Raw genomic sequence first — 19,353 nt, forward strand, 5'->3', positions numbered from 1 at the left:
CTGAGTACCAGCCCGCTAACCCTATTCCCCCGAGGTAACTATGCAACCTTCACTTGATCTACGCCAGATTGAGTCATTCAATCTGTCTATCAAAAAAGAAATGGCGACAGCACTTTTAAACATGGGTTACGGACACTTTGGTGGTTGTCTGTCTGTCACTGAAACCCTTGCTTGTCTTTACGGTCGCTATCTAAAGCACGACCCAGCAAACCCTCAGATGAAAGACCGCGATCTGTTTGTCCTTTCAAAAGGTCATGCCGGCCCAGCACTTTACGCAACATTGGCATTGCGCGGTTTCTTTGACCTTTCTTGGTTAAAAACCATCAATGCCAACGGCACAAATCTGCCAAGCCACGCTGACATGCAAAAAACGCCCGGCGTAGACATGACAACTGGCTCGCTCGGTCAAGGCATTTCATGCGCAACTGGCATGGCGGCAGGTTCAGATTCCAACGTATTTACCATTGTTGGTGATGGTGAGCTTCAAGAAGGCCAATGCTGGGAAGCTATTCAATTTGCAGCCCACCACAAACTCAGCAATCTGGTGGTTTTCGTTGATAACAACAAACGCCAATTAGACGGCGACATCAATGACATTCAGGCGTCATTTGATCTTCAGAAGAAATTCGAATCTTTCGGCTTCCAATCACTGTCTGTCGACGGCGGGGACGTTGAAGCCATTTGCCACGTTATCGAAAAAGCCATTGCAACCAACGATCGCCCTACCGCCATTATTCTCGATACAGAAAAAGGCCAAGGCATGCAGAGCGTTGTTTCCATTTCTGCAAACCATCACCTGCGCCTTGATGAAAAACTGCGCGCTGTGATTGAAGCAGACATTGCCCTGTTGGATGCAAAGATTGAGGAACTAAAATGAGTAAAGAACTTCGAGTAATCCATGCAGAAATGCTGATGGAACTGGCTGAACAACATGATGATGTTATGGTTTTGGAAGCCGATTTGATGGGCAGTGTCAGCACCCGAAAATTCGCTGACGCTTTTCCGAAAAGCTTCCTGCATTGTGGTATCGCTGAGGCCAACATGATCGGTGTAGCTTCTGGGTTATCAGCCGTTGGTAAAGTGCCGTTTGTGCACTCTTTTGGCTGCTTTGCAACGCGTCGTTGCTATGATCAGATTTTCCTCGCTGGCGGCTATGCTGGCCAACACATTAACATCTTCGGCAGTGATGCTGGCGTGACAGCAGTAACCAATGGCGGTACTCATATGCCATTTGAAGATACGGGCTTAATGCGCCTAGTCCCGAACGCCACTGTGGTGGATGTATCGGATGAGCACGTTCTGCGTGCAGCGATGCGCCATGCTTATCACCGTAAAGGCGTGAACTACATTCGCTCGACGCGCAAAGAAGTTCCTGCACTTTATGAATCTGAGCACGACATTGAAATCGGTAAAGGTAACGTTTTAAACGATGGCGAAACGCTAACAATTATTGCATCAGGCATTTGTGTTCATGATGCTCTGGAAGCGGCAGAAATCATCGAGAACAATACGGACGCCACCGTTGCTGTGATCGATATGCATACCATTAAACCTCTGGATACAGAACTCGTCGTGAAGTACGCGCAAAAAACAGGGCGAGTGATCACCATTGAGAACCACAATATTATCGGTGGCTTGGGTGATGCTGTAGCAAGCGAATTACTCTCTTCTGGTGTTGCGCTTAAGCAATTCCATAAGTTGGGTGTGAATGAACAGTATGGTCAGGTTGGTTCTTTAGACTACCTCAAAGATGCCTATGGGATCAGCGCTGAACGTATTGCCGATTTCTGCTTCTCTGTATTAGCTGACAAGTAACGACTCCGTTACCAAAATCGGTCATTCACGGTAAAACAAGCGTATTTGTTTTCACCGCGCAATAACATACACTGCTAACTGGTATCTTCATGTAGATACCAGTTTTTTTATCTGCACGACATTGCCTAAACGCGGGCCATTTCAATCATCGAACAAGATAATTATAAGAACACTATGACCATCAAAGTGACAGGGAAGCAGCAGGAAGTTATCGACTTTATTGAACAAAAAATATCGTCAGCTAACCTGAAGTCAGGAGACAAACTGGATACTGAAGCAGGCATTGCCAAGCACATCGGTATTACACGTTCAACAGTTCGTGAGGCTACACGCTACTTGGTTGAACAAGGCGTCATTTATCGCGTTAAAGGTTCTGGACTTTATGTTGGCTCAGGCCTGCCGGTGCAAAGCGGCAATTTTCACGAACTTTCCCCTTTCGATCATCAGGCACAACAGGCTGGCCAAAGTGCGGTCAGGCGTGTGGTTTCTAGCGCAATAATTCAAGTCCCTACCGTGCAAATCGCCCATGCGTTGCGTATTAAACCCAATGAACAGGTCTACTATGTCGAGCGATTGATGAGCTTTGGCAATATGCCTGTCTCTTTTGAACAGACCCACATCCCCGTTGCCATCTGCCATGGCTTCGAGTTCAATCAAATAGAGCAATCAAAATACGGCTACATGGAACGACTGACAGGCAAGAAAGTGCAAATGCGGGAACAAGATATCTCGGCGTTTAACCTTCATGATACGGAACTGGCAGAGATGCTAGGCGTGGACACCGGACAAGCAATGATAGAGCTTAGGGAGTTAGTTTCATTTGAGGATGGAACCCCATTTGAATATACCGTTGCGACAATTAATAGTGATTTATTCAATATCCATCAGGTAACAAAGCGCTAGTCTTGTACTTCTGGACGTTAGCTACCGCATATAGCCCAAAGCGGATAAATGCAAAAAGGCCGCTGTATCTTTCGCAAGAACAGCGGCCTTTTCTCATTTGGTGGAGCGAGATCGTGATTTAGAGGGAAGAGGGATTTACTTGGTCGCTGCGCTCCCTTGCCCTTCGGGCGGCTGCCTATTCCGACTTCGTCGGGGCAACGTTGTCTCGCTCCGCTCGGCTGAACCCTGTCACAACCTGTTTTTTCTCTACAAAACCTTTGATTTCAGCTAGCTATGACCTCGTCAAGATTTGCCGCAAGTACATTTAGCTGTCACATCTATAACGCTAGTTCAGACTATTCAAACTACATTTTCTGAACAATTCCATTAAGCCAAGCTAACTTCGTTGATTCCGCCGTTGTAGAAGTGGCAAACATCACGCTAACCTCCGTCTCTTTTCTCTTTGTGATGTTTTAACGTCAGTACTGTTATCAAATTACCCTAGAAGCGATTTATGTCTAACACTCGAACTGAACGCCATCTCGCGTTGCTAAAATATCTCCCTCAAGAGCCGGATTTCATTACCACCCCTGATTTGCTCAAAAAGCTAGAAAATGATGGTTTTTTTTGCAGTTTGCGAACGCTACAAAGGGATGTTGAAGCACTCAGCCGAAATCATGCTCTATGCTGCGATGAGAGCGTTCGCCCGCATCGTTGGTATTTACTGAAAGGTGTAAAAGCTGACACGCTCTCAATGACGCCGAGCACTGCCTTGGCAATCAATATGCTCAAAGAGCAGTCTCATTACTTGCTACCACGTAAAGTACATGAAAACTTGGAAGGCTTTTTTAGTCAGTCAATGAAGAAACTGGCTGGAACCCCGGAAAATCCACTCTATCAATGGCCTTCACGCATAGCCAGTTTGCCAACAGGCTTTCAGTTATGTCAGCCCAAAATGAACAACGCTGTGCTTGAGGTTGTTGAGCAAGCTCTTATGTATCAAAAGTCGTTGGTACTGGATTACCTACCTCGCCCACCACGTCCAAAAAAGCGCTATGCCGTTAACCCGCTAGGGTTAGTCGCAAGAGGTAGTGTTTATTATTTGGTAGCGACGTTGGAAGGTACGAATGAATATCGTCACTTTGTGTTGCATCGGATTCAAACCGCTGAAATTGGCGGAAGGGATGTTGAAACACCAAAGGACTTTGAACTTTCTTCTTACATTGAACGCGGAAGTTTGAGTTTTCCAAAGAAACGCGAAATTACGCTAGAGCTGAAAGTTAACTATTTCTCTGGCTATCACTTGTTAGAGACACCCATAAGCCCGCAACAAGAGGTAACTTATCCTGAATCCGAACACTTCATCATCAAGGCTCAGGTTAATTATACAGAGGAGCTAAAATGGTGGTTGATGTCTATATCCGACATCAGTGAAGTGCTTTCTCCTTTAGAATTGCGTGATGACTTAGTATCGAGCCTTCAAAAGGCGGTAAACCAATATCAGTGAACGAGGTGCAATAAGCACCTCGTTTCTTCTAATTACTACTTAACCTCCTCCGTTTTAGTCCAACTGATATTGCTATTCGAACGCTCCTCCTGACGAATGCGTTTATAAGCATCACTGACGTTATAAGCGAATACTCGGCGTTTAGTTCGGCGGCCATTTAGTGTGTAAGTGACAACATATTCCTTCATTCTTTTTCTTCCTTTTCGATGAATCAACAATCGCCATTTTCCAGACTTTGGCGTCAAGCGCTGTCATGACATAAAGCGACATTTCCTGACGCTTTAGGAGGTTAAGCTTTTGGCCTGTTGATCGGGAGGAACGAAATGCTGCTATGGATAACCGAAAGTGCGGAGCTTTATGAAGAACCGGAAAATGTAATTATCCGAAAACCAGAAGAGATTTCGAATATTGCACCAAATGCCGTTTCAATGGTGTTAATGGAATCGTCACTACCAACCCGAGAATTGATGGAATGGGCAGAGAATCGACGTTTGCCGACACTTTGGTGGCAACCGAATGTAAGCGTACCTGCAGACCACTGCGTAGTATGTTCAACGGACTGTGATTGCAAAGACTTTGCTTTCCTACTCGGGCGAGTTTGCCTTCGAGATGGGATAGTGAACTTGCAGGCTGGAGAACTGGAGTCGGCAATTTTGGAACATTCCCAAATGGTCATCGTGCCATACATACGTCTTACTGAAAAAAGCAATAATCTACAAAGGTATTCATTGGGATATCTCATCCAGCAAGGCGTAGAGCAATCGTTTGAAACCTTTCAGAAAAATTTCGAGCAGGTAAAAAGAACAACAGCGATAAGTGAACTTTATACATTGCTACTGGAGGAAGATGAGAGCGATATGGTCTGGGCTTTCCGTGAGTAGAAAAATCAAGACTTATCATGCGATTGACTTCAAAGTCTCTTGATTGAAGGCGAACGAAGCATATGGGAGAGTGCGTAGCAAATTAAGTAAACCTACAACGATGCGTTAGATTTTTCGCTTCGCTACGTAGTGATAAATTTGTATTAGTAAGATTGAGGGATGTTATGCGATATCAGGTGTTGATTTCGACCTACCCAGTCAACCAGTTTTATACGGGTTGGGACCATTTAACAAGAGAACACTTCCAAAAAGCCATGATAGCAATCAGTGAAGTTCTTGGTGGTTTCGATATTTGGTCTAAGACTGATGGGAAGTCTTTGAGATGTGGATTTAAAAGTGTATCAAAGAAAACAGGGAAGCATCTTTTTCATATTTCTTTAAAAGCGGACACTTTCCAACTTGGTCTTAACTATTCGAAGTGCATTGAAGGTGATGAATTTTTAAAAAGTGGCGAGTGGGAAAAAGATCAAAGTAGGAACCAATTCCGTACTTATTTCAACTGGGCTGGCAAAGATCACGGCAAAGAACTATCCGAATTAATTACCGTTCTGAGCCTTGGTCAAAACAAAGAACTTTTTAAAAGTAATCTTCCGGATATTGATATATCTACGATACCTACCGACTATGAAAATTATAACTCCCTAGTGAGTAAACTTGGTGGTGTAAAGAGCTTTATTCACGACTACTTGAATTGTAGTGAGGAAACAAAGAGAGCATTTTGTGAAATTATATTTCAATCTAGGACTGAAAGCCTAGATTGTTTCGCCACAAATCCAGTTAAAGGGTTCGATATACGACTAGGTCGCAAAGAACTTGATTCAATACGTGGCGGTAGAGTTTTTGCGAAGTTTTATCCCGGCAGCAATGGTATTCGTTATGAGATAAGGTTCGTAGATGGGGTCACTTTATCAAACAGTAAGGACAGTGGGCGCCCCAAAGGCGATATTGATGCGAAGGCCATTTTAGAATTCAACAAATACTACTCAGATGAATTTAAGGGAAAGTTCACTGTAGAACGAGCCCCTTACTGGCCATCAGATTACAACGACAATTCGAGTATTTCTTCAGACGAACTAGAACAATCAAGCAAGGATTGCAGCATGCCAACGCTATCTCTCAACCAAATTCTCTTTGGGCCACCAGGAACGGGAAAAACATACAACACAATCGAAAAAGCGGTTCTGGCTGCGGAGCCTAGCTTTGAATGGAATGGCAACCGAGAACTTCTCAAGTCGAAGTACAACGAGTTGGTTGTTGAAAATCGTATTCGCTTTGTGACTTTTCATCAAAGCTACGGTTACGAAGAGTTTGTTGAAGGCTTGAGCGTTAACGTTGAGGATGGCCAACCAAATTATTTCGTTAAGGACGGCAAATTTAAGAAAATCGTTCAGCAAGCTACTGAATCGTTTGAGAGCGAAGAACAGACTAAAAACTATGTTCTGCTGATTGATGAGATTAACCGTGGCAACATCTCAAAAATTTTTGGTGAACTCATTACGCTGATAGAGGAATCGAAGCGCAAAGGGAAAGGCGAATTCATTGAGTTGGATTTGCCGTACTCTGGAGAAAAGTTCAGTGTACCGACTAACCTCATTCTAATCGGTACCATGAACACGGCAGACCGCTCTCTAGCTGTGATGGATACTGCATTACGTCGTCGCTTTGATTTTACAGAAATGATGCCGGATTCCAGTGTATTGAAACCTAAATCAACCGACAGTGCTTTCGAGATCGATCTGGTTAAACTGCTTGATACGATGAACGCACGCATCGAATATTTGCTGGATCGCGAACACACGCTTGGTCACGCATTCTTTATGCCCGTCGTTGAACTTGTAGATAAGAACGAACCTGAAGAAGCCTTCACTGAGCTGAAAAAGGTTTTCCAAAACAAAGTACTGCCTTTGCTGCAAGAGTACTTTTTCGATGATTGGCAGAAGATCCGATTGGTGTTGGGTGACAATCAGAAGAAAGGCGAAAACGCGGTGTTTGTGACTTCTCAATCTGTTGATACTAAGGCATTGTTTGGCGCAGAAGACATCAATCAATTTGGTGATTCAGAATCAAAATTTACGCTGTCCGAACAAGAAGAGAGTGTTTGGAACAATATCGAAGCTTACAAAGGGATCTATGAGGTTGTTTCATAGATGTCTTCAGCTTACACAACCGTCTTTGAGTACGATTATCTATGCTTCAACAAAAGTGTCGCAGACAATCGGGGATATGTATTTATCCCCAAATCAGATTTTGATTATCTCTCGGACAAGGTATCTCAGGACGAGCAATCGAACCTAAACAGTGCATTAAAGTGGCAGCGAAAAAAAGGCGTTGAAGTCATTCAGGTTCAAAACTATGCGGGGGTGATTTTTCTGCCATCAGGGCAGCACATTGAGGTATTGCCTAAGACAGGTAAGGCATCGTCGACAGCTGATGATGCTCGCCAAGTTTTCCTAACAATGCTTCGAGCGTTGGGGGAGTTTAAGCATATCCACTGGGAAAACGTCGGTCTCGACACGCAAAAAATGCCGCTTTTTGAGGTGTTTATTCGCCAGTTTCTTGAAAGCGTCAATCACATTATCAAACGTGGCTTGAGAAGTGACTATATTAAGCAAGAAGACAACTTACTGTTCAAAAAGGGCAAGCTGAACGTCAGCCGCCAACTACGACACAATCTTGTTCAACAACATCGCTTCTACTGCGAGTTTGATGAGTTTCTCCAAGACAGACCTGAAAACCGTCTGATTAAAAGCGCGTTGTCGAAAGTAGGGAGCTATTGTAAGAGCCATCGAAATCAAAAACTGACCAATGAATTTTTGTTTTCGTTTGATGCTGTTCCAGAAAGCAAAAACATCTCTCAGGATTTTGAACGAGTGAGATTAACGCGAGGTATGGAGTATTACTCCAATTCGCTTACTTGGGCGAAGTTAATCCTAAGTGGCTTATCGCCAACCAGTGTGAAAGGTGATTATCACGCCCCGTCGTTGCTCTTCCCAATGGAGCAATTATTTGAGGCTTATGTTGCTCGGGTACTCGCGGGACAGCTTGGACAAGGCTATGAACTTGTGACTCAAGCTCAGTCCAAGAGTTTGGTCAGGCACGTAGTTGGTGATAACGCCAAGGAGATGTTTGCTTTGCGACCAGATTTAGTCATTAAGCAATCAAATGAAACAAAGGCAGTCTTAGACACGAAGTGGAAGCTGCTAAATCCTGAAGCACCCGACAAAAAGTTTGGTATGTCGCAAGCTGATTTCTATCAGATGTATGCTTACGGACAAAAATACCTTGCTGGTAATGGAGATTTAATTCTCATTTATCCTGCCACCAGCAAATTCTCGGTGCCAATAAGTGGATATTTTGCACTAAGTGAAACACTCCGGCTATGGGTGGTTCCGTTTGACATAAAAGCAAACGGGCAAAGCGAGCTGGCGGTACCTGCTCACGAGAAGTTTCCAAGATTGCTAGCCTGACGCATATTTTTCGAACACTTCCAAATTCAACTTTAATGCAAGGATGATGATAGTTTATGTTAATTGAAACTGCAGAATGCAAAGGAAATGATGCCACGTCGGATACATCAATGGTGCTGTTGTCTGCAGTGGAATCGAAAAAAAGTAGAAGTAGTCGCTCGTATCATCGAGAGTGGATTTGAATTCGCCCCTGGGAATACCACTTTTTCAATAACCTTGACCAGCTTGCTCACTGGATATTTTTTCCGTAACGTCCAAAGGTAATGCCCTTGTATCTGTGCTCTACAATTTGTGCGACCAGTGACTCTTCAACGTCATTCGGTTTGAGTTCATCAGTGAACGTGTGACGAAAACTGTATGCCGTTGACCGCTCTTTTGCTTTCATGTCGATTTTAGCTTGCAACCTTCCAAGCTGGTGGCTATATCCTTTAGACCAATCGAGCCATTTTCCTTTTGGCTTATAATCAAACAACCGCAATCAACGTGTTGATTGCCTAGTCGATACAAAATCCATAAAACCCTGCGCGAGTAACTTGGGATGAATGGGCACCAGCCTGACACTGCTTGATGTTTTCACATGCTGATGCTCCCCCTCTTCTGATATGGCGAACAAGCGACGCCATCTTCTGAACGAATGTCAGTGACACGAAGCTGGCAAGCTTCAGAAGGACGAAGTCCTTGATAAAGCAAGATTGCCGTAACCCACTTAAATTGCATGGATTGTGCTTGGAAAGACGTTGAGCGATAGAGCTTCACCAACTCATCCATCGTCCAACGTGGTAGTTCATCTGCTTACACCACTGACAGAATTGGCGACAAGCCGCCAAATACTCTTTGTTAGTCTTGTAACTTCGTCCCTTTCGGTATGAACGATCACGAAATTGCAAAGCATCCGCACTGGCTGTTTTTGATATACATTTCAGCGTTAAGTCCTCTAGGAAGTGAGAGATTCGTTGATTGAGTTGCTCAATACTCAGCGGCGTTATCTTTGAGGCTTTCTTGCACTCGACAAACTCTTCTAAGGCACGTTGGGGCGAGATTTTTCGTGAAGGATGCTTTGTGTACTCCTCTTCAGGTCGAGCCACGTTTAGCGAACTGTTCGTTCGCAATCTTCGAGTGGGAAATCACGGCGTATCTGTAAGTGAAAAGGTTTCTCGAACATGATTGACGACATCATCCACTTGATGGCGAAACGCTTTTGCATCACCGTACTCAAAAGCACGTTCAATCTACTCACGAACGCAAGGAACCAAGATGAAATTCCGCTCGACGGCTTCATCACGTCGCTTGGTAAGTAGCGAAATTTTCAGGTCAAAAGGAAACCCATTATCTCTTAAGGATTTAGGCAAACAGATGCGAGTGTAGTAGGTCGAGTTTGGGATACGAAATAGGTACATTGTCTCAGTCGATCCTGTTAGGTGACTTAATGCCGTACCAAAAACGCAAAAAGGCCGCTGAATCATCAGCGGCCTTTTCTAATTTGGCGGAGAGATAGGGATTTGAACCCTAGGTGGGCTATAAACCCACGCCGGTTTTCAAGACCGGTGCTTTAAACCACTCAGCCATCTCTCCGTTGTTGCGGCGAATATTAGCGGCGACATGGATTCCTGTAAACCCTTTTTTCGCACATATTGTTCGTTCGATGATTTTGTCGGCGATCTGACTATTATAGCCACAATGACACACAACTCTGGGGGGGGAGTCTTCGGTTGCAGCCGTGTTTACTTATCTGAACTCAATGTCGGTTAGGCGACCAAACTGTGGGAATATCTTCGCCAACCCTTTCTTTTCGCCGCCCATCCTGTTAGAAGTGACAATATAGACATTTCCAGTATAGATTTTCGCGCAAATGATCCACTATAAACGGAAAATTAGCGCTTTAATTATATGTACCCAAACATGTAATGCTTAAATTAGGATAACAATGCAACTTAATGACTTTCTGCTAAAACTCGCCAACACGCCTGAGCTTATCGAATTCGAAGAGACAATGAGTGTGGTGGACGGACTATACGACTTTTTCCCTAGCCAGTTTGTCAATGGAAGCCTGACGAACAAAGCAGGCCAAAATTCGGGATCGTGCAAGATTATGGCGTTTGGCAAGCTACACGGGCTTGATGAACGATCTGTTCTTGCATGTTTTGGTCGATATTACCGAGAGGACGTACTTGGTCATCCAAACGGGAGTGACCACCAAAATATTCGCAATTTCATTACGTCTGGTTGGAAAGGAGTCTCTTTCGAGCGTGTGCCATTGACTCCTAAATTTTCTGTCGCTTAAGTGTTTTCAATCGCTTGAGAATCAGAATATTCAACACAGGCTCCTATCCTTTAGTGAGCATGTGTTGAATATTAAAATCTGCCGCTGTTTATCCGTCTTGGTTAATTTTCACAATTAGCTCGTCTTGCACACGCGCTGCATGCTCATTTGGAACCTGACACGTTCCAGCATTTTCATGACCGCCACCATTATATTGCAGCATCAACTCACCAATGTTTGTCGTCGACGAACGATCAAAAATCGACTTACCGCAAGCAAACACTGTGTTTTGTTTCTTCAAGCCCCAAAGCACGTGGATTGAGATGTTGCACTGGGGAAAGACCGCATAGATCTCAAAACGATTTCCAGCCCATATCGGATCTTCGTGTCTTAAATCAAGCAATACAAGATTGCCACACACTGAAGCACAACGTCTTAGTTGTTCTTGAAACTTTTCACGGTGAGCAAAGTAAACATCAGCACGCTCTATTACGTCTGGTAGCGCCATGATCTCTGTTATAGATTTATCGCGACAATGCTCTATCAAATCCATCATCAACTCATAGTTTGAGATACGAAATTCTCTAAAGCGTCCCAAACCCGTTCGAGCGTCCATAATGAAGTTAAGCAGTCCCCATTCTTTGGGGTAGAGCACTTCATCCTTGGTGTATTGTGCGGAGTCTCCCTTATCCACCTCTTCCATCATTTCGTCCCAGTCGCTAGGAAAGGTGTTTTCACCGCCAAAGTGTTTCCATACGACTCTTGCCGCTGACGGCGCATCTGGGTCAATAATGTAGTTAGCATTGAGGTCCTGATTGCGGATCAACTCTGAGGCATGATGGTCAATGCAAAGGTGAGCCTTCGCGTTATAGGGCAGGTTTGTGGTGATGTCATATTCGTTGATATCGATTACGCCATCTTGCATGTCTTTTGGGTGTACAAATTTGATTTCATCAATTAAATCAATGTGCTTAAGTAGCACTGCACACACTAACCCGTCAAAGTCACTTCGGGTGATAAGACGGTATCGTCTTTCTGACATAGCATTGCTCCATCTCAAGAGTTTGGGGTAACCCCTTTTGGCTAAATAGCTTAATACGTATATTCATACACTCTCTTAAGAATAAGACGAATACCCAATTGTGCAACTTGAACACGAGATGCCCGTCACGCAGATAACTGGAGAAAAAGAAAAAAGCCGCAATGCGGCTTCTATTTAGGAAGGTAATTTTCTGCGATCATACACCTGACACTACCTCCCCCAATGGTCTCTATCGTAGACACATCTATTGGTACGAGTTTCCCATGTCGACGTAACACACTTTTCTGTTCAAGCGTAAATGCGTTGTAGGCCGACAACGACATAGCGATAAGTCGCTCACCTTTCTCGTTTTTTAACTGCAATACGTTCCCACAAAAATACCCCATTTGCTCTTCAGTAATTGAGATTACATCTTTGGTTTTCTGAAGTGATGTTAGTACGCGGCGACGCTCAAACTCTTCGATGATTTCATCACAGATCACCGCAAAGCCTTCACCAACAGCCATCATGACGTTGGTGTGATAGACCGGTGATCCTGATGACATCTTGGTATCAAAGTAGATGACCTCTCGAAATCCGGCTAAATCGACATATTCCTGAAGCAGTTGTCGATCACATCGAACAGACAAGGCGGCATAGACGGTTGAGTTGCTGTGATCCATGATCATCACGCCTGTACTCTCTAAATACGCTTGGGGTGATGTGAGATTTCCGATCTCATGAAACGTTGGAGTTTTAAACCCTGATGATTTCAACGCTTCTGATAGTGCATGTGAGCGCACCTCTCGACGTCTATTTTCACATGCCATGGGAAACAGATAAATATCGCCACTTGGGGAAGTAGAAAACCAGTTGTTCGGGAAAACGGCGTCAGGTGTTTCCGCTTTACTCTTGGCGTAGTCCATTACCGTCACTGTCACCCCATGGCTTCTTAGCAGTTCAACCATTTGATTAAACTCTGCCAATGCTTTTTCTCTTACCTGACTATCAGAAAGAGACAGTGATGTTTGGAATTCATTATCGGCACTGGTTTCTGTATTGAACTTAAAATCAATCGGCGGCACCATCACAACGGCATTCGTTGTATGTACAGCTTGGCAATGAGAGTGGATCGACTCTCTCGGAAAGGGTGCGACCATAAAAACACCTCAACATCTTATTAACATTATTGTAATGAGGTTTATTTTAGTCGTTGGATTGAAGAAAAGTTGCCTAAATGAGACAGTCATTTAAGCCATGATGCTAGAAATTAACTATAAAAATAGAGAATCAAAGAAAATATACCTATGAAGCACATTCTGAGCCCGTCACTTTCTCTTAACGTGTTGATGTTAAGACAAGGTGATGAGATCAGGATTTATGCCAGCACTTCGTTTGTATTCGGCAATGACGATTTCACTTCGAGTTTGAATGACACCAGGCAGCTGAACAATACGATTGGACATAAATTGCTGATATGCCTTTATGTTCTTAACGCGGACTTTAACCATGGCATCAAAGTCTCCAGACAAGGAGTAACATTCTTCGATTTCTGGAATCAGCAATGCTGATTTAGCAAATTTATCAAAGATTGAAAGATTACTTTGATCGAGGCGCATGTGAATAAACACAATCACGTCTAAGCCGAGTTTATCTGCCGAAATATCCGCGTGATAGCCTGCAATGTATCCTTCCCTTTCGAGGCGCTTCACCCGCTCTGAACACGGCGTTGTAGTGAGGTTAACGCGCTTAGCCAGCTCAACAACAGGCAAACGACCATTGGATTGGAGAATTCGGAGAATTTCGATGTCTGTGCGATCGAGGGTGGAGGTGTTGTTTACTGACATAAATAGCCTGTTGATTGCTTTTGTACTGTTTTGACATTCTAGTTATTTCTACCTTTCAACAATACAATAAATAAGTAAAAAAACGTCGGGCTGTGAGCCCGACGCTTTTACTTTAACAAAGATGGAACCTCGATTTAGTGAACAGCGTTCTTCACAAAGTAATCCCAAACACTGTCGAATACAGGAAGATTTTCAAGAGAAGCTAGCTGGTACTGATATTGGTGAGCCAATTCAGCAAAGTTCTCTGGATCTTTGAATTCTTCCAGTGTGAATGTCGTTACTTCTACAGTCGCCAGATCTGTTCCAGCACTTTGAGCTGTAAGCATTGCCTTAAACTCGTTTGTAAACTGAATCATATTCCAAGCATAAACGTTTGAAGCGTCTGCAAAGTAAGGTAGACCATTCGACCTTACAAAGGTACGGACCTCATCACTTGCTGGACGTTCACTTCGCATGGTAATGGAGCGAGCAAAAGCAGTGTCTCTCGTGTCTACATTTTCCACTACCGCTCGCATCACCATCGCATTCAGAACTGCTAGGTTAAGCGGAGTTTCCTCGAAGTGAGGTAAGCCATAGTACTTACGCACTGTGAAGCTTCCGTAAAGAGGCATGCGTTCGAGAGTTTCACTCCAACTGAACGCTTTAAAGTCGCCTTTTGCTTTGTGGTGAGCACCATTCTTATCTTTGAAGTTCAGATATAGTCTTTCTGTACCTAAAATAATGGAATCCAACAGGAGATCACCCTTCGGATAAAATTGGTAGAACCCTTGATCCAATCCATATACTTCTGGTAATTCTAACAACGTTTTCGTTGATCGATCTGTAGAGCGGCGATCGCCAATTCGTTTAGTCAAAGTTGCTGCCGCTGCCAGCTTGTCTGGCCAATGACCAATGTAATCAATGTAGTTAGAGTAATTATTTACAGGTGCAGGTCGAGGTGCCTTGCCGCTGTTGAGATATTTACCAACTTCACCAACGACTGTGAGGCCTGCTCCCAAGGTTGTTGTTACAGTCTCGTCATAACATGACGTAGGAACGTAGTTCACTGGGAAATTCATTCTGTCAGAGTAGTTTCCGATGATATCCGCCAGCTTACGATATGAAACATTGCCCGTGGCATCTTCCAGTTCACACGTATGATCCGGAGTCAAAAGAATATCTACCAACTGATCTCGCGCTTTATCTACCGCTAGAGGAACACCACAGTAAGCTGCGAATGGCCACTGAGTCGCATTCGCGTCATCTTCACAGAACGCAGTGAAAGACACTGGAAACCCTAGCATCTGAATATCAGATGGTGGGTTGATAAAGACATTGTTCTGGTACAGATCATACATGTGGAGCGAATTACGCCAATCGTTGAACTGTGTAATACGGCGAAGTGCATATGACATCGCTGTACTTTCAGAGAAGTTGTCTGACATTCCACGAACGGTACGCGCATAGTAACGGTCATCATAGCTCTCGAGTTTAAAGTCCATGATTTCCGAACGGTTACGACCTTCATCGTGTCTGTTACAGTTATCATTCAAACTAACGTTACCATCAGTACAATACTCGTAACTACGCAATGGTGTTGATGGGTTGTCAGCTGCTATCCCTTTGATAACTCCGTCGCTAACCAAGTCAGCTGGCTGGGTGTATGGGTCAAGGACAGCATTGCGCAACTCTCGGTCATAAGATGACGTGTTTAGGAATACGCTTTCGCTAGTTTGGACACCATTGTCAACTGAAACTTTTTCGGCTTCGACCTCTCGCTTATAGCCAAATCGAAGGGCTGCAAGATCATACGGTCCAAATACTGGCAGCGCGTTCAACAAAGATGGATTGTAATCCATGATCGATGAATAACCAGGAACCGTCTTCAGGCCGTGCTGTACTAACTCCGAACTATCGAAATAGTTTGGCGCATCATTACTGCCTTTGAAGTTATGGCGCAGGCCAAAGTTGTGACCAAATTCGTGGACAAGGGTCTTAGCATAGAAAATACCCACTAAGAACAGGCTAAGCTCTTCTTGCTTTGCTTCATCAAGCTCTGACCATTTTTTCAAGTTACCGGCTTCGCCGACAGTGCCGTTCCACAATTCGTCAGACTTCCAATTGAAGGTAATGCCACCAATCGTTGTCGGAAGTGCCTTGAAAGTTGCACCTGAACGCAGCGAAGACACAGGGTACATATTATTTTCCTGCCACAAGCGTGTTTCTAGCGCTTGCAGAGCCGCCATATCCTCATATGTCGCTTCATCTTCAACTACCAAAAGTTCTTCCTGTACAGCAAGGATTAGCTCTTGGAAAGACTCGGTTTTTAATGCTGGCTCTTTGTAGTTGCTTGTCAGGTCAAATTGATTAATTTCTTCGGCATCAATACTTTTTTCGCTGACAATTGAAGCCGCAACATCAGACTGATTAGCAGAAGAGATCACAGGTACTTGAACTGGGCTAGTAGTAGTCGCAACAACCTGCTCTACTCTGCCAGCATTGTAATCATCAACGATACGATCCCAGAGCCAGTAAGAAATAGAGCGAAGCACACCAGAGTACTGGTTCACATGCGCATGGACAATTTCACCAGTAACAGGGTTCACTGCTGAAGGACCATAGCCCGCCAGACCGTTGTCTAAAGGCTCATCGATCAAGTTAACCACGTTGTATCGAAGGTCACCGGACTGCTTGCCTGAAGGTTCATGCAAACGAATCTGTGGCGCACCCACTTTTTCAAGCTGTGGGTTAATACGATCAACGACATCTTGTGTCACACGCTTGAAGAACAAGGTTTCTGCGTTTTGGTCAAAGCTATCAGACAGGTGATAGTCAACATATTCAAGGTCAGGGTTGAAGCGATGAAGGTATTCAAAATTTTGGTCAAACTCACCATCTACATACGATGGATCTGGGCGACCTACTTCACTTGCAAAGAATCCAAACGTGTCCTCATCTCCTTTCATATATACGATAGATTCGTAACTCTTCGATCGAACTAAGTCAAGCGGAACAAGGGAATAAAAATTGGAAACAGTAAACGACAAATCGCTCATTTCAAAGCCAGACTGAACCAGGCCATTGATCATACAGCGCCAATTGTTGGTAACCTTATAAGTCGTTTCCACTTCAAAGTTAATCACGCCATCTTCAGTGACTTCATAACCTTTCCAATCGCTCTGAGGGTCAGTAGCAAGTTTACTCTTGCCAGTCTTACTGTAACAACCATCGGCAAAGGCAAATAGTTCGTTCCAAGAGCTTTCTTGAACAACCACTTTTTCGAATTCTGGAACGATGAAGCGGCGATCTCCGATTGGTACTTCGTCATTGTTAACTTTTTCTTCAGTGTTGGTGCAATCGCCATAACTATCTTCTTTACATTGATAGTCTACAAACTTCACCGGTATTTCCAGAACAGGACGTTCTGAAGACTGGGTGTCAAACCACCGACCCAGTTCACCTTGGTCAATCTCGCCTTGACTGATCACATCAGGGCTGAGCGAGCGAACTTGCAGATCTCCTTTTTCATCGGTTTGATCACTGTACTCAAATGAAAGAGTGACTAGCTTTTCCTGGCCTTGCATAAAAGGGGCCATTGAAACAGAGTATTGAGGCGCTTTCGCCATTGATGGCATATAAAGGTAAACTTGATCTGTTTTAATCGACGACGTCGCCGTTAAACTTTCTGGTTTCGCCAGCGTGTCATACGCTTGGTCATCTGCCCCACATCCTGCCAGAGCGGCAGCAATGGATGCAGACAAAAATAGTCTGTTTAGTTTCATACCAAAGTCCTTTTTAGAATGAGAATGTAAGAGAAGCGGTATAGGTCGCTTCTTTTTCATCGAAGAGGTCGATATTCCCGAGAGTGCCTCGCTCAGCGTCGTAATAAACACCAGAGTTTGACGCTGACAATGCCGCTGACAAATATTCTGTCAGAAGGTAACTTGCTTTTATTTCTCCTACATAAGTCCAATCACGACGACTGTCTAAATAAGTCCAAGACGTGCCGCCTATTATTGTGCCTTGAAAATAGGCATCACCTAAGCCATAACCAACATTGCCGACAACAGAAACAATATGTTCTGTCAGCACTTTTCCATTCACTGTTGTTTTATATTCATGGAAGTTTTTTCTGTATCTTGGAGACAAGTAAAAATCAATACCAAGCGCCTTCGCTGCCACTGATGTAGCGAGTCTCACACCGCTTTGAAGATCATCTTTTCTGGAAAATTCCGAGGTAGGTAGCGTCAGTTGTAACTGTGCACCAACCTTCCCTGTTTCACCAAACTCAACCAATGATGAACGCGAAAGCCCTAGTGCAGTATCTGTAAAGAAATCACCAGTTTCATCTTCATATTTTCGATAACCACCACTAGTCAAGTAAGCACTATAGAGATCTGAAATCCTGTAGGTGCCCGTCGCACTCCAGTTCAGTGAACGAATCGAACGATAGTCATCTTTATCAAAACCATTCTGGCTATAGTAAGCAACCGCGTTGCCGCCCCAAGGCGACTCTTCAAGGTTTTCTGCCAACACGGTGAGCGGAAATGTCGAAGCGATAGCCAAACCACAAAGACCCGATAATCTGCATTTTTTCATTAATACCATCCTTGAAATTGCTTCTGAATTAACTTCAGATTTCGCTCATCCCTGAGCAAGCTTTTCAAACTGTTCGCCTTATGAACAATCATAGAAAAACAAATTTTGAAGCAATGCACGCATGCGTACTATCTAACAAGTACGCGCTTTATTGATTAGGATCATTAAGATGGAATTGTTATTAGGACGTACATCTCAAATTAAACAAAAAATATAATTATTATATTTCTAAACATTAACAGGAGAAACAAATATAAACATTCTAGAAAAGACGGGTGCAATTTTGGTTTATGCTTATATGCTCTAGAATTTACAGTCACGATAGTTGAATATTTATTCCAACCAACACTGGTTGAATATTGACCAGATGGGCATAGTTAGATGGCACACAACATACAATTAAGCCATTGCCGAGAAAACAACTGTATATAATAAAGACAATTTTCGGGAAAGAATTAATTTATTAAAAATGAATTTATAATCTATGTAGCTTTAGCAGAATGCTGAAATAATACATTTTCGCTTTATAAATTTACTGACAAATAATCCGTCATAGTCAGAGAGGCATATATAACGATCAATAGCCCAAACCTACTTTGATCGATAAACCCTTTCCTACGACCTTCGGGTTATGAGCCCGACGAGCTACCAGACTGCTCCATCCCGCGTCCGATTAACCGTTCAAAGCACGATATAGGCTTGCTCTCCGTGAGAGCTTCATTTTTCATGACAAAAGGAGAATTTAGAAACAAACATCGGGTTCGAACCGATGAGCTCAATCTTGGCAAGCTTGCGCTCTACCCGCTGAACTAGTGTCGCAGTATCAATCATTTTTCAACGTTGAATTAAATGTCGTTGCGGGAGTCGGATTTGTTCAGCCAAACCCTTTGCAATGACTTTAGGGTTAGGACTGAAAATGCTGTAAACGAAAAAAGCCTGACTTTACAGTCAGGCTTTTCGAAAATAGTTGCGGAAGTGGATTTTAACGGGCAAACCCTTTGCAACGGCCTGATGGTTATAACAAGAAACCGTTATAACCACCGAGCTTAAATTTGGTTGCGGGAGCTGGATTTGAACCAACGACCTTCGGGTTAT

At 43.7% G+C, this 19,353-nt stretch carries 17 protein-coding genes and 1 tRNA gene; 9 read left to right on the forward strand and 9 right to left on the reverse strand.

Annotated features, from left to right (window positions below):
- Positions 1–40 precede the first annotated feature (40 nt).
- The 4 genes from LRP50_RS20570 to LRP50_RS20585 all read left to right on the forward strand — a co-directional run bounded on the left by LRP50_RS20570 (position 41) and on the right by LRP50_RS20585 (position 4,204).
- Positions 41–877: a transketolase gene (locus tag LRP50_RS20570; protein WP_274166321.1), complete on the forward strand. Its 837-nt coding sequence runs from the start codon at positions 41–43 to the stop codon at positions 875–877.
- Positions 874–1,815 carry a transketolase family protein gene (locus tag LRP50_RS20575; RefSeq protein WP_274166322.1) on the forward strand — a complete coding sequence of 314 codons (942 nt, stop codon included), beginning with the start codon at positions 874–876 and terminating at the stop codon, positions 1,813–1,815. Before LRP50_RS20570 ends, LRP50_RS20575 begins: the two co-directional genes overlap by 4 nt.
- 174 nt (positions 1,816–1,989) lie before the next feature.
- Complete coding sequence (locus LRP50_RS20580; protein ID WP_274166323.1) at positions 1,990–2,718, forward strand: GntR family transcriptional regulator; 729 nt, start codon at positions 1,990–1,992, stop codon at positions 2,716–2,718.
- 493 nt (positions 2,719–3,211) lie between these two features.
- Positions 3,212–4,204 (forward strand): helix-turn-helix transcriptional regulator, encoded by a 993-nt coding sequence (locus tag LRP50_RS20585; RefSeq protein WP_274166324.1) that lies wholly within the window; start codon positions 3,212–3,214, stop codon positions 4,202–4,204.
- Positions 4,205–4,239: 35 nt separating this feature from the next.
- Here LRP50_RS20585 and LRP50_RS20590 read toward each other — a convergent pair whose 3' ends face one another.
- Positions 4,240–4,392 carry a hypothetical protein gene (locus LRP50_RS20590; protein WP_274166325.1) on the reverse strand — a complete coding sequence of 51 codons (153 nt, stop codon included), beginning with the start codon at positions 4,390–4,392 and terminating at the stop codon, positions 4,240–4,242.
- Positions 4,393–4,527: 135 nt separating this feature from the next.
- Here LRP50_RS20590 and LRP50_RS20595 point away from each other — a divergent pair, with 135 nt between their 5' ends.
- From LRP50_RS20595 to LRP50_RS20605, 3 genes are all read left to right on the forward strand, one after another.
- Entirely contained in the window at positions 4,528–5,085 is a 558-nt protein-coding gene (locus tag LRP50_RS20595; protein ID WP_274166326.1) for a hypothetical protein, read from the forward strand.
- A 164-nt stretch (positions 5,086–5,249) separates the two neighbouring features.
- Entirely contained in the window at positions 5,250–7,232 is a 1,983-nt protein-coding gene (locus LRP50_RS20600) for an McrB family protein (protein ID WP_274166327.1), read from the forward strand.
- The gene (locus LRP50_RS20605) at positions 7,233–8,552 is read left to right on the forward strand and encodes an McrC family protein (protein ID WP_274166328.1); all 1,320 of its coding nucleotides are present in this window, start codon (positions 7,233–7,235) and stop codon (positions 8,550–8,552) included. It begins immediately after the preceding gene.
- Between the two features lie 229 nt (positions 8,553–8,781).
- Here LRP50_RS20605 and LRP50_RS20610 read toward each other — a convergent pair whose 3' ends face one another.
- Together LRP50_RS20610 and LRP50_RS20615 are read right to left on the reverse strand one after the other, a co-directional pair.
- Complete coding sequence (locus LRP50_RS20610; protein ID WP_274166329.1) at positions 8,782–9,024, reverse strand: site-specific integrase; 243 nt, start codon at positions 9,022–9,024, stop codon at positions 8,782–8,784.
- A gap of 101 nt (positions 9,025–9,125) precedes the next feature.
- Positions 9,126–9,308 carry a site-specific integrase gene (locus tag LRP50_RS20615; protein ID WP_274166330.1) on the reverse strand — a complete coding sequence of 61 codons (183 nt, stop codon included), beginning with the start codon at positions 9,306–9,308 and terminating at the stop codon, positions 9,126–9,128.
- Between the two features lie 404 nt (positions 9,309–9,712).
- On the opposite strand from LRP50_RS20615, the gene LRP50_RS20620 reads away from it, so the two are divergent.
- Entirely contained in the window at positions 9,713–9,850 is a 138-nt protein-coding gene (locus tag LRP50_RS20620) for a hypothetical protein (protein WP_274166331.1), read from the forward strand.
- Between the two features lie 183 nt (positions 9,851–10,033).
- Here LRP50_RS20620 and LRP50_RS20625 read toward each other — a convergent pair.
- Positions 10,034–10,124: transfer RNA gene (locus LRP50_RS20625), tRNA-Ser, on the reverse strand.
- Between the two features lie 352 nt (positions 10,125–10,476).
- Here LRP50_RS20625 and LRP50_RS20630 point away from each other — a divergent pair.
- The gene (locus tag LRP50_RS20630; protein WP_274166332.1) at positions 10,477–10,833 is read left to right on the forward strand and encodes a HopJ type III effector protein; all 357 of its coding nucleotides are present in this window, start codon (positions 10,477–10,479) and stop codon (positions 10,831–10,833) included.
- 88 nt (positions 10,834–10,921) lie between these two features.
- Here the strand turns inward: LRP50_RS20630 and LRP50_RS20635 are convergent, their stop codons facing one another.
- The 5 genes from LRP50_RS20635 to LRP50_RS20655 all read right to left on the reverse strand — a co-directional run bounded on the left by LRP50_RS20635 (position 10,922) and on the right by LRP50_RS20655 (position 18,258).
- Positions 10,922–11,854: an exopolyphosphatase gene (locus LRP50_RS20635; protein WP_274166333.1), complete on the reverse strand. Its 933-nt coding sequence runs from the start codon at positions 11,852–11,854 to the stop codon at positions 10,922–10,924.
- Between the two features lie 170 nt (positions 11,855–12,024).
- Positions 12,025–12,993 carry an arginine deiminase-related protein gene (locus LRP50_RS20640; RefSeq protein WP_274166334.1) on the reverse strand — a complete coding sequence of 323 codons (969 nt, stop codon included), beginning with the start codon at positions 12,991–12,993 and terminating at the stop codon, positions 12,025–12,027.
- A gap of 192 nt (positions 12,994–13,185) precedes the next feature.
- On the reverse strand, positions 13,186–13,680 hold the full coding sequence (locus LRP50_RS20645; protein WP_274166335.1) for an Lrp/AsnC family transcriptional regulator: 495 nt from the start codon (positions 13,678–13,680) through the stop codon (positions 13,186–13,188).
- A 134-nt stretch (positions 13,681–13,814) separates the two neighbouring features.
- Entirely contained in the window at positions 13,815–17,441 is a 3,627-nt protein-coding gene (locus LRP50_RS20650) for a zinc-dependent metalloprotease (protein WP_274166336.1), read from the reverse strand.
- A gap of 13 nt (positions 17,442–17,454) precedes the next feature.
- A complete protein-coding gene (locus LRP50_RS20655) occupies positions 17,455–18,258 on the reverse strand; it encodes a hypothetical protein (protein WP_274166337.1) in 804 nt (267 codons plus the stop codon).
- Positions 18,259–19,353 lie beyond the last annotated feature (1,095 nt).

The sequence above is a fragment of the Enterovibrio gelatinilyticus genome, from assembly GCF_028683095.1.
GTDB lineage: Bacteria > Pseudomonadota > Gammaproteobacteria > Enterobacterales > Vibrionaceae > Enterovibrio > Enterovibrio gelatinilyticus.

Bases quoted from the DNA above. Each gene is read 5' to 3' on its own strand.
- LRP50_RS20645 (WP_274166335.1), bottom strand. From the start codon at position 13,680: ATGTCAGTAAACAACACCTCCACCCTCGATCGCACAGACATCGAAATT.
- LRP50_RS20635 (WP_274166333.1), bottom strand. From the start codon at position 11,854: ATGTCAGAAAGACGATACCGTCTTATCACCCGAAGTGACTTTGACGGG.
- LRP50_RS20570 (WP_274166321.1), top strand. From the start codon at position 41: ATGCAACCTTCACTTGATCTACGCCAGATTGAGTCATTCAATCTGTCT.
- LRP50_RS20640 (WP_274166334.1), bottom strand. From the start codon at position 12,993: ATGGTCGCACCCTTTCCGAGAGAGTCGATCCACTCTCATTGCCAAGCT.
- LRP50_RS20650 (WP_274166336.1), bottom strand. From the start codon at position 17,441: ATGAAACTAAACAGACTATTTTTGTCTGCATCCATTGCTGCCGCTCTG.
- LRP50_RS20590 (WP_274166325.1), bottom strand. From the start codon at position 4,392: ATGAAGGAATATGTTGTCACTTACACACTAAATGGCCGCCGAACTAAA.
- LRP50_RS20605 (WP_274166328.1), top strand. From the start codon at position 7,233: ATGTCTTCAGCTTACACAACCGTCTTTGAGTACGATTATCTATGCTTC.
- LRP50_RS20600 (WP_274166327.1), top strand. From the start codon at position 5,250: ATGCGATATCAGGTGTTGATTTCGACCTACCCAGTCAACCAGTTTTAT.
- LRP50_RS20655 (WP_274166337.1), bottom strand. From the start codon at position 18,258: ATGAAAAAATGCAGATTATCGGGTCTTTGTGGTTTGGCTATCGCTTCG.
- LRP50_RS20580 (WP_274166323.1), top strand. From the start codon at position 1,990: ATGACCATCAAAGTGACAGGGAAGCAGCAGGAAGTTATCGACTTTATT.
- LRP50_RS20575 (WP_274166322.1), top strand. From the start codon at position 874: ATGAGTAAAGAACTTCGAGTAATCCATGCAGAAATGCTGATGGAACTG.
- LRP50_RS20620 (WP_274166331.1), top strand. From the start codon at position 9,713: ATGATTGACGACATCATCCACTTGATGGCGAAACGCTTTTGCATCACC.
- LRP50_RS20585 (WP_274166324.1), top strand. From the start codon at position 3,212: ATGTCTAACACTCGAACTGAACGCCATCTCGCGTTGCTAAAATATCTC.
- LRP50_RS20630 (WP_274166332.1), top strand. From the start codon at position 10,477: ATGCAACTTAATGACTTTCTGCTAAAACTCGCCAACACGCCTGAGCTT.
- LRP50_RS20595 (WP_274166326.1), top strand. From the start codon at position 4,528: ATGCTGCTATGGATAACCGAAAGTGCGGAGCTTTATGAAGAACCGGAA.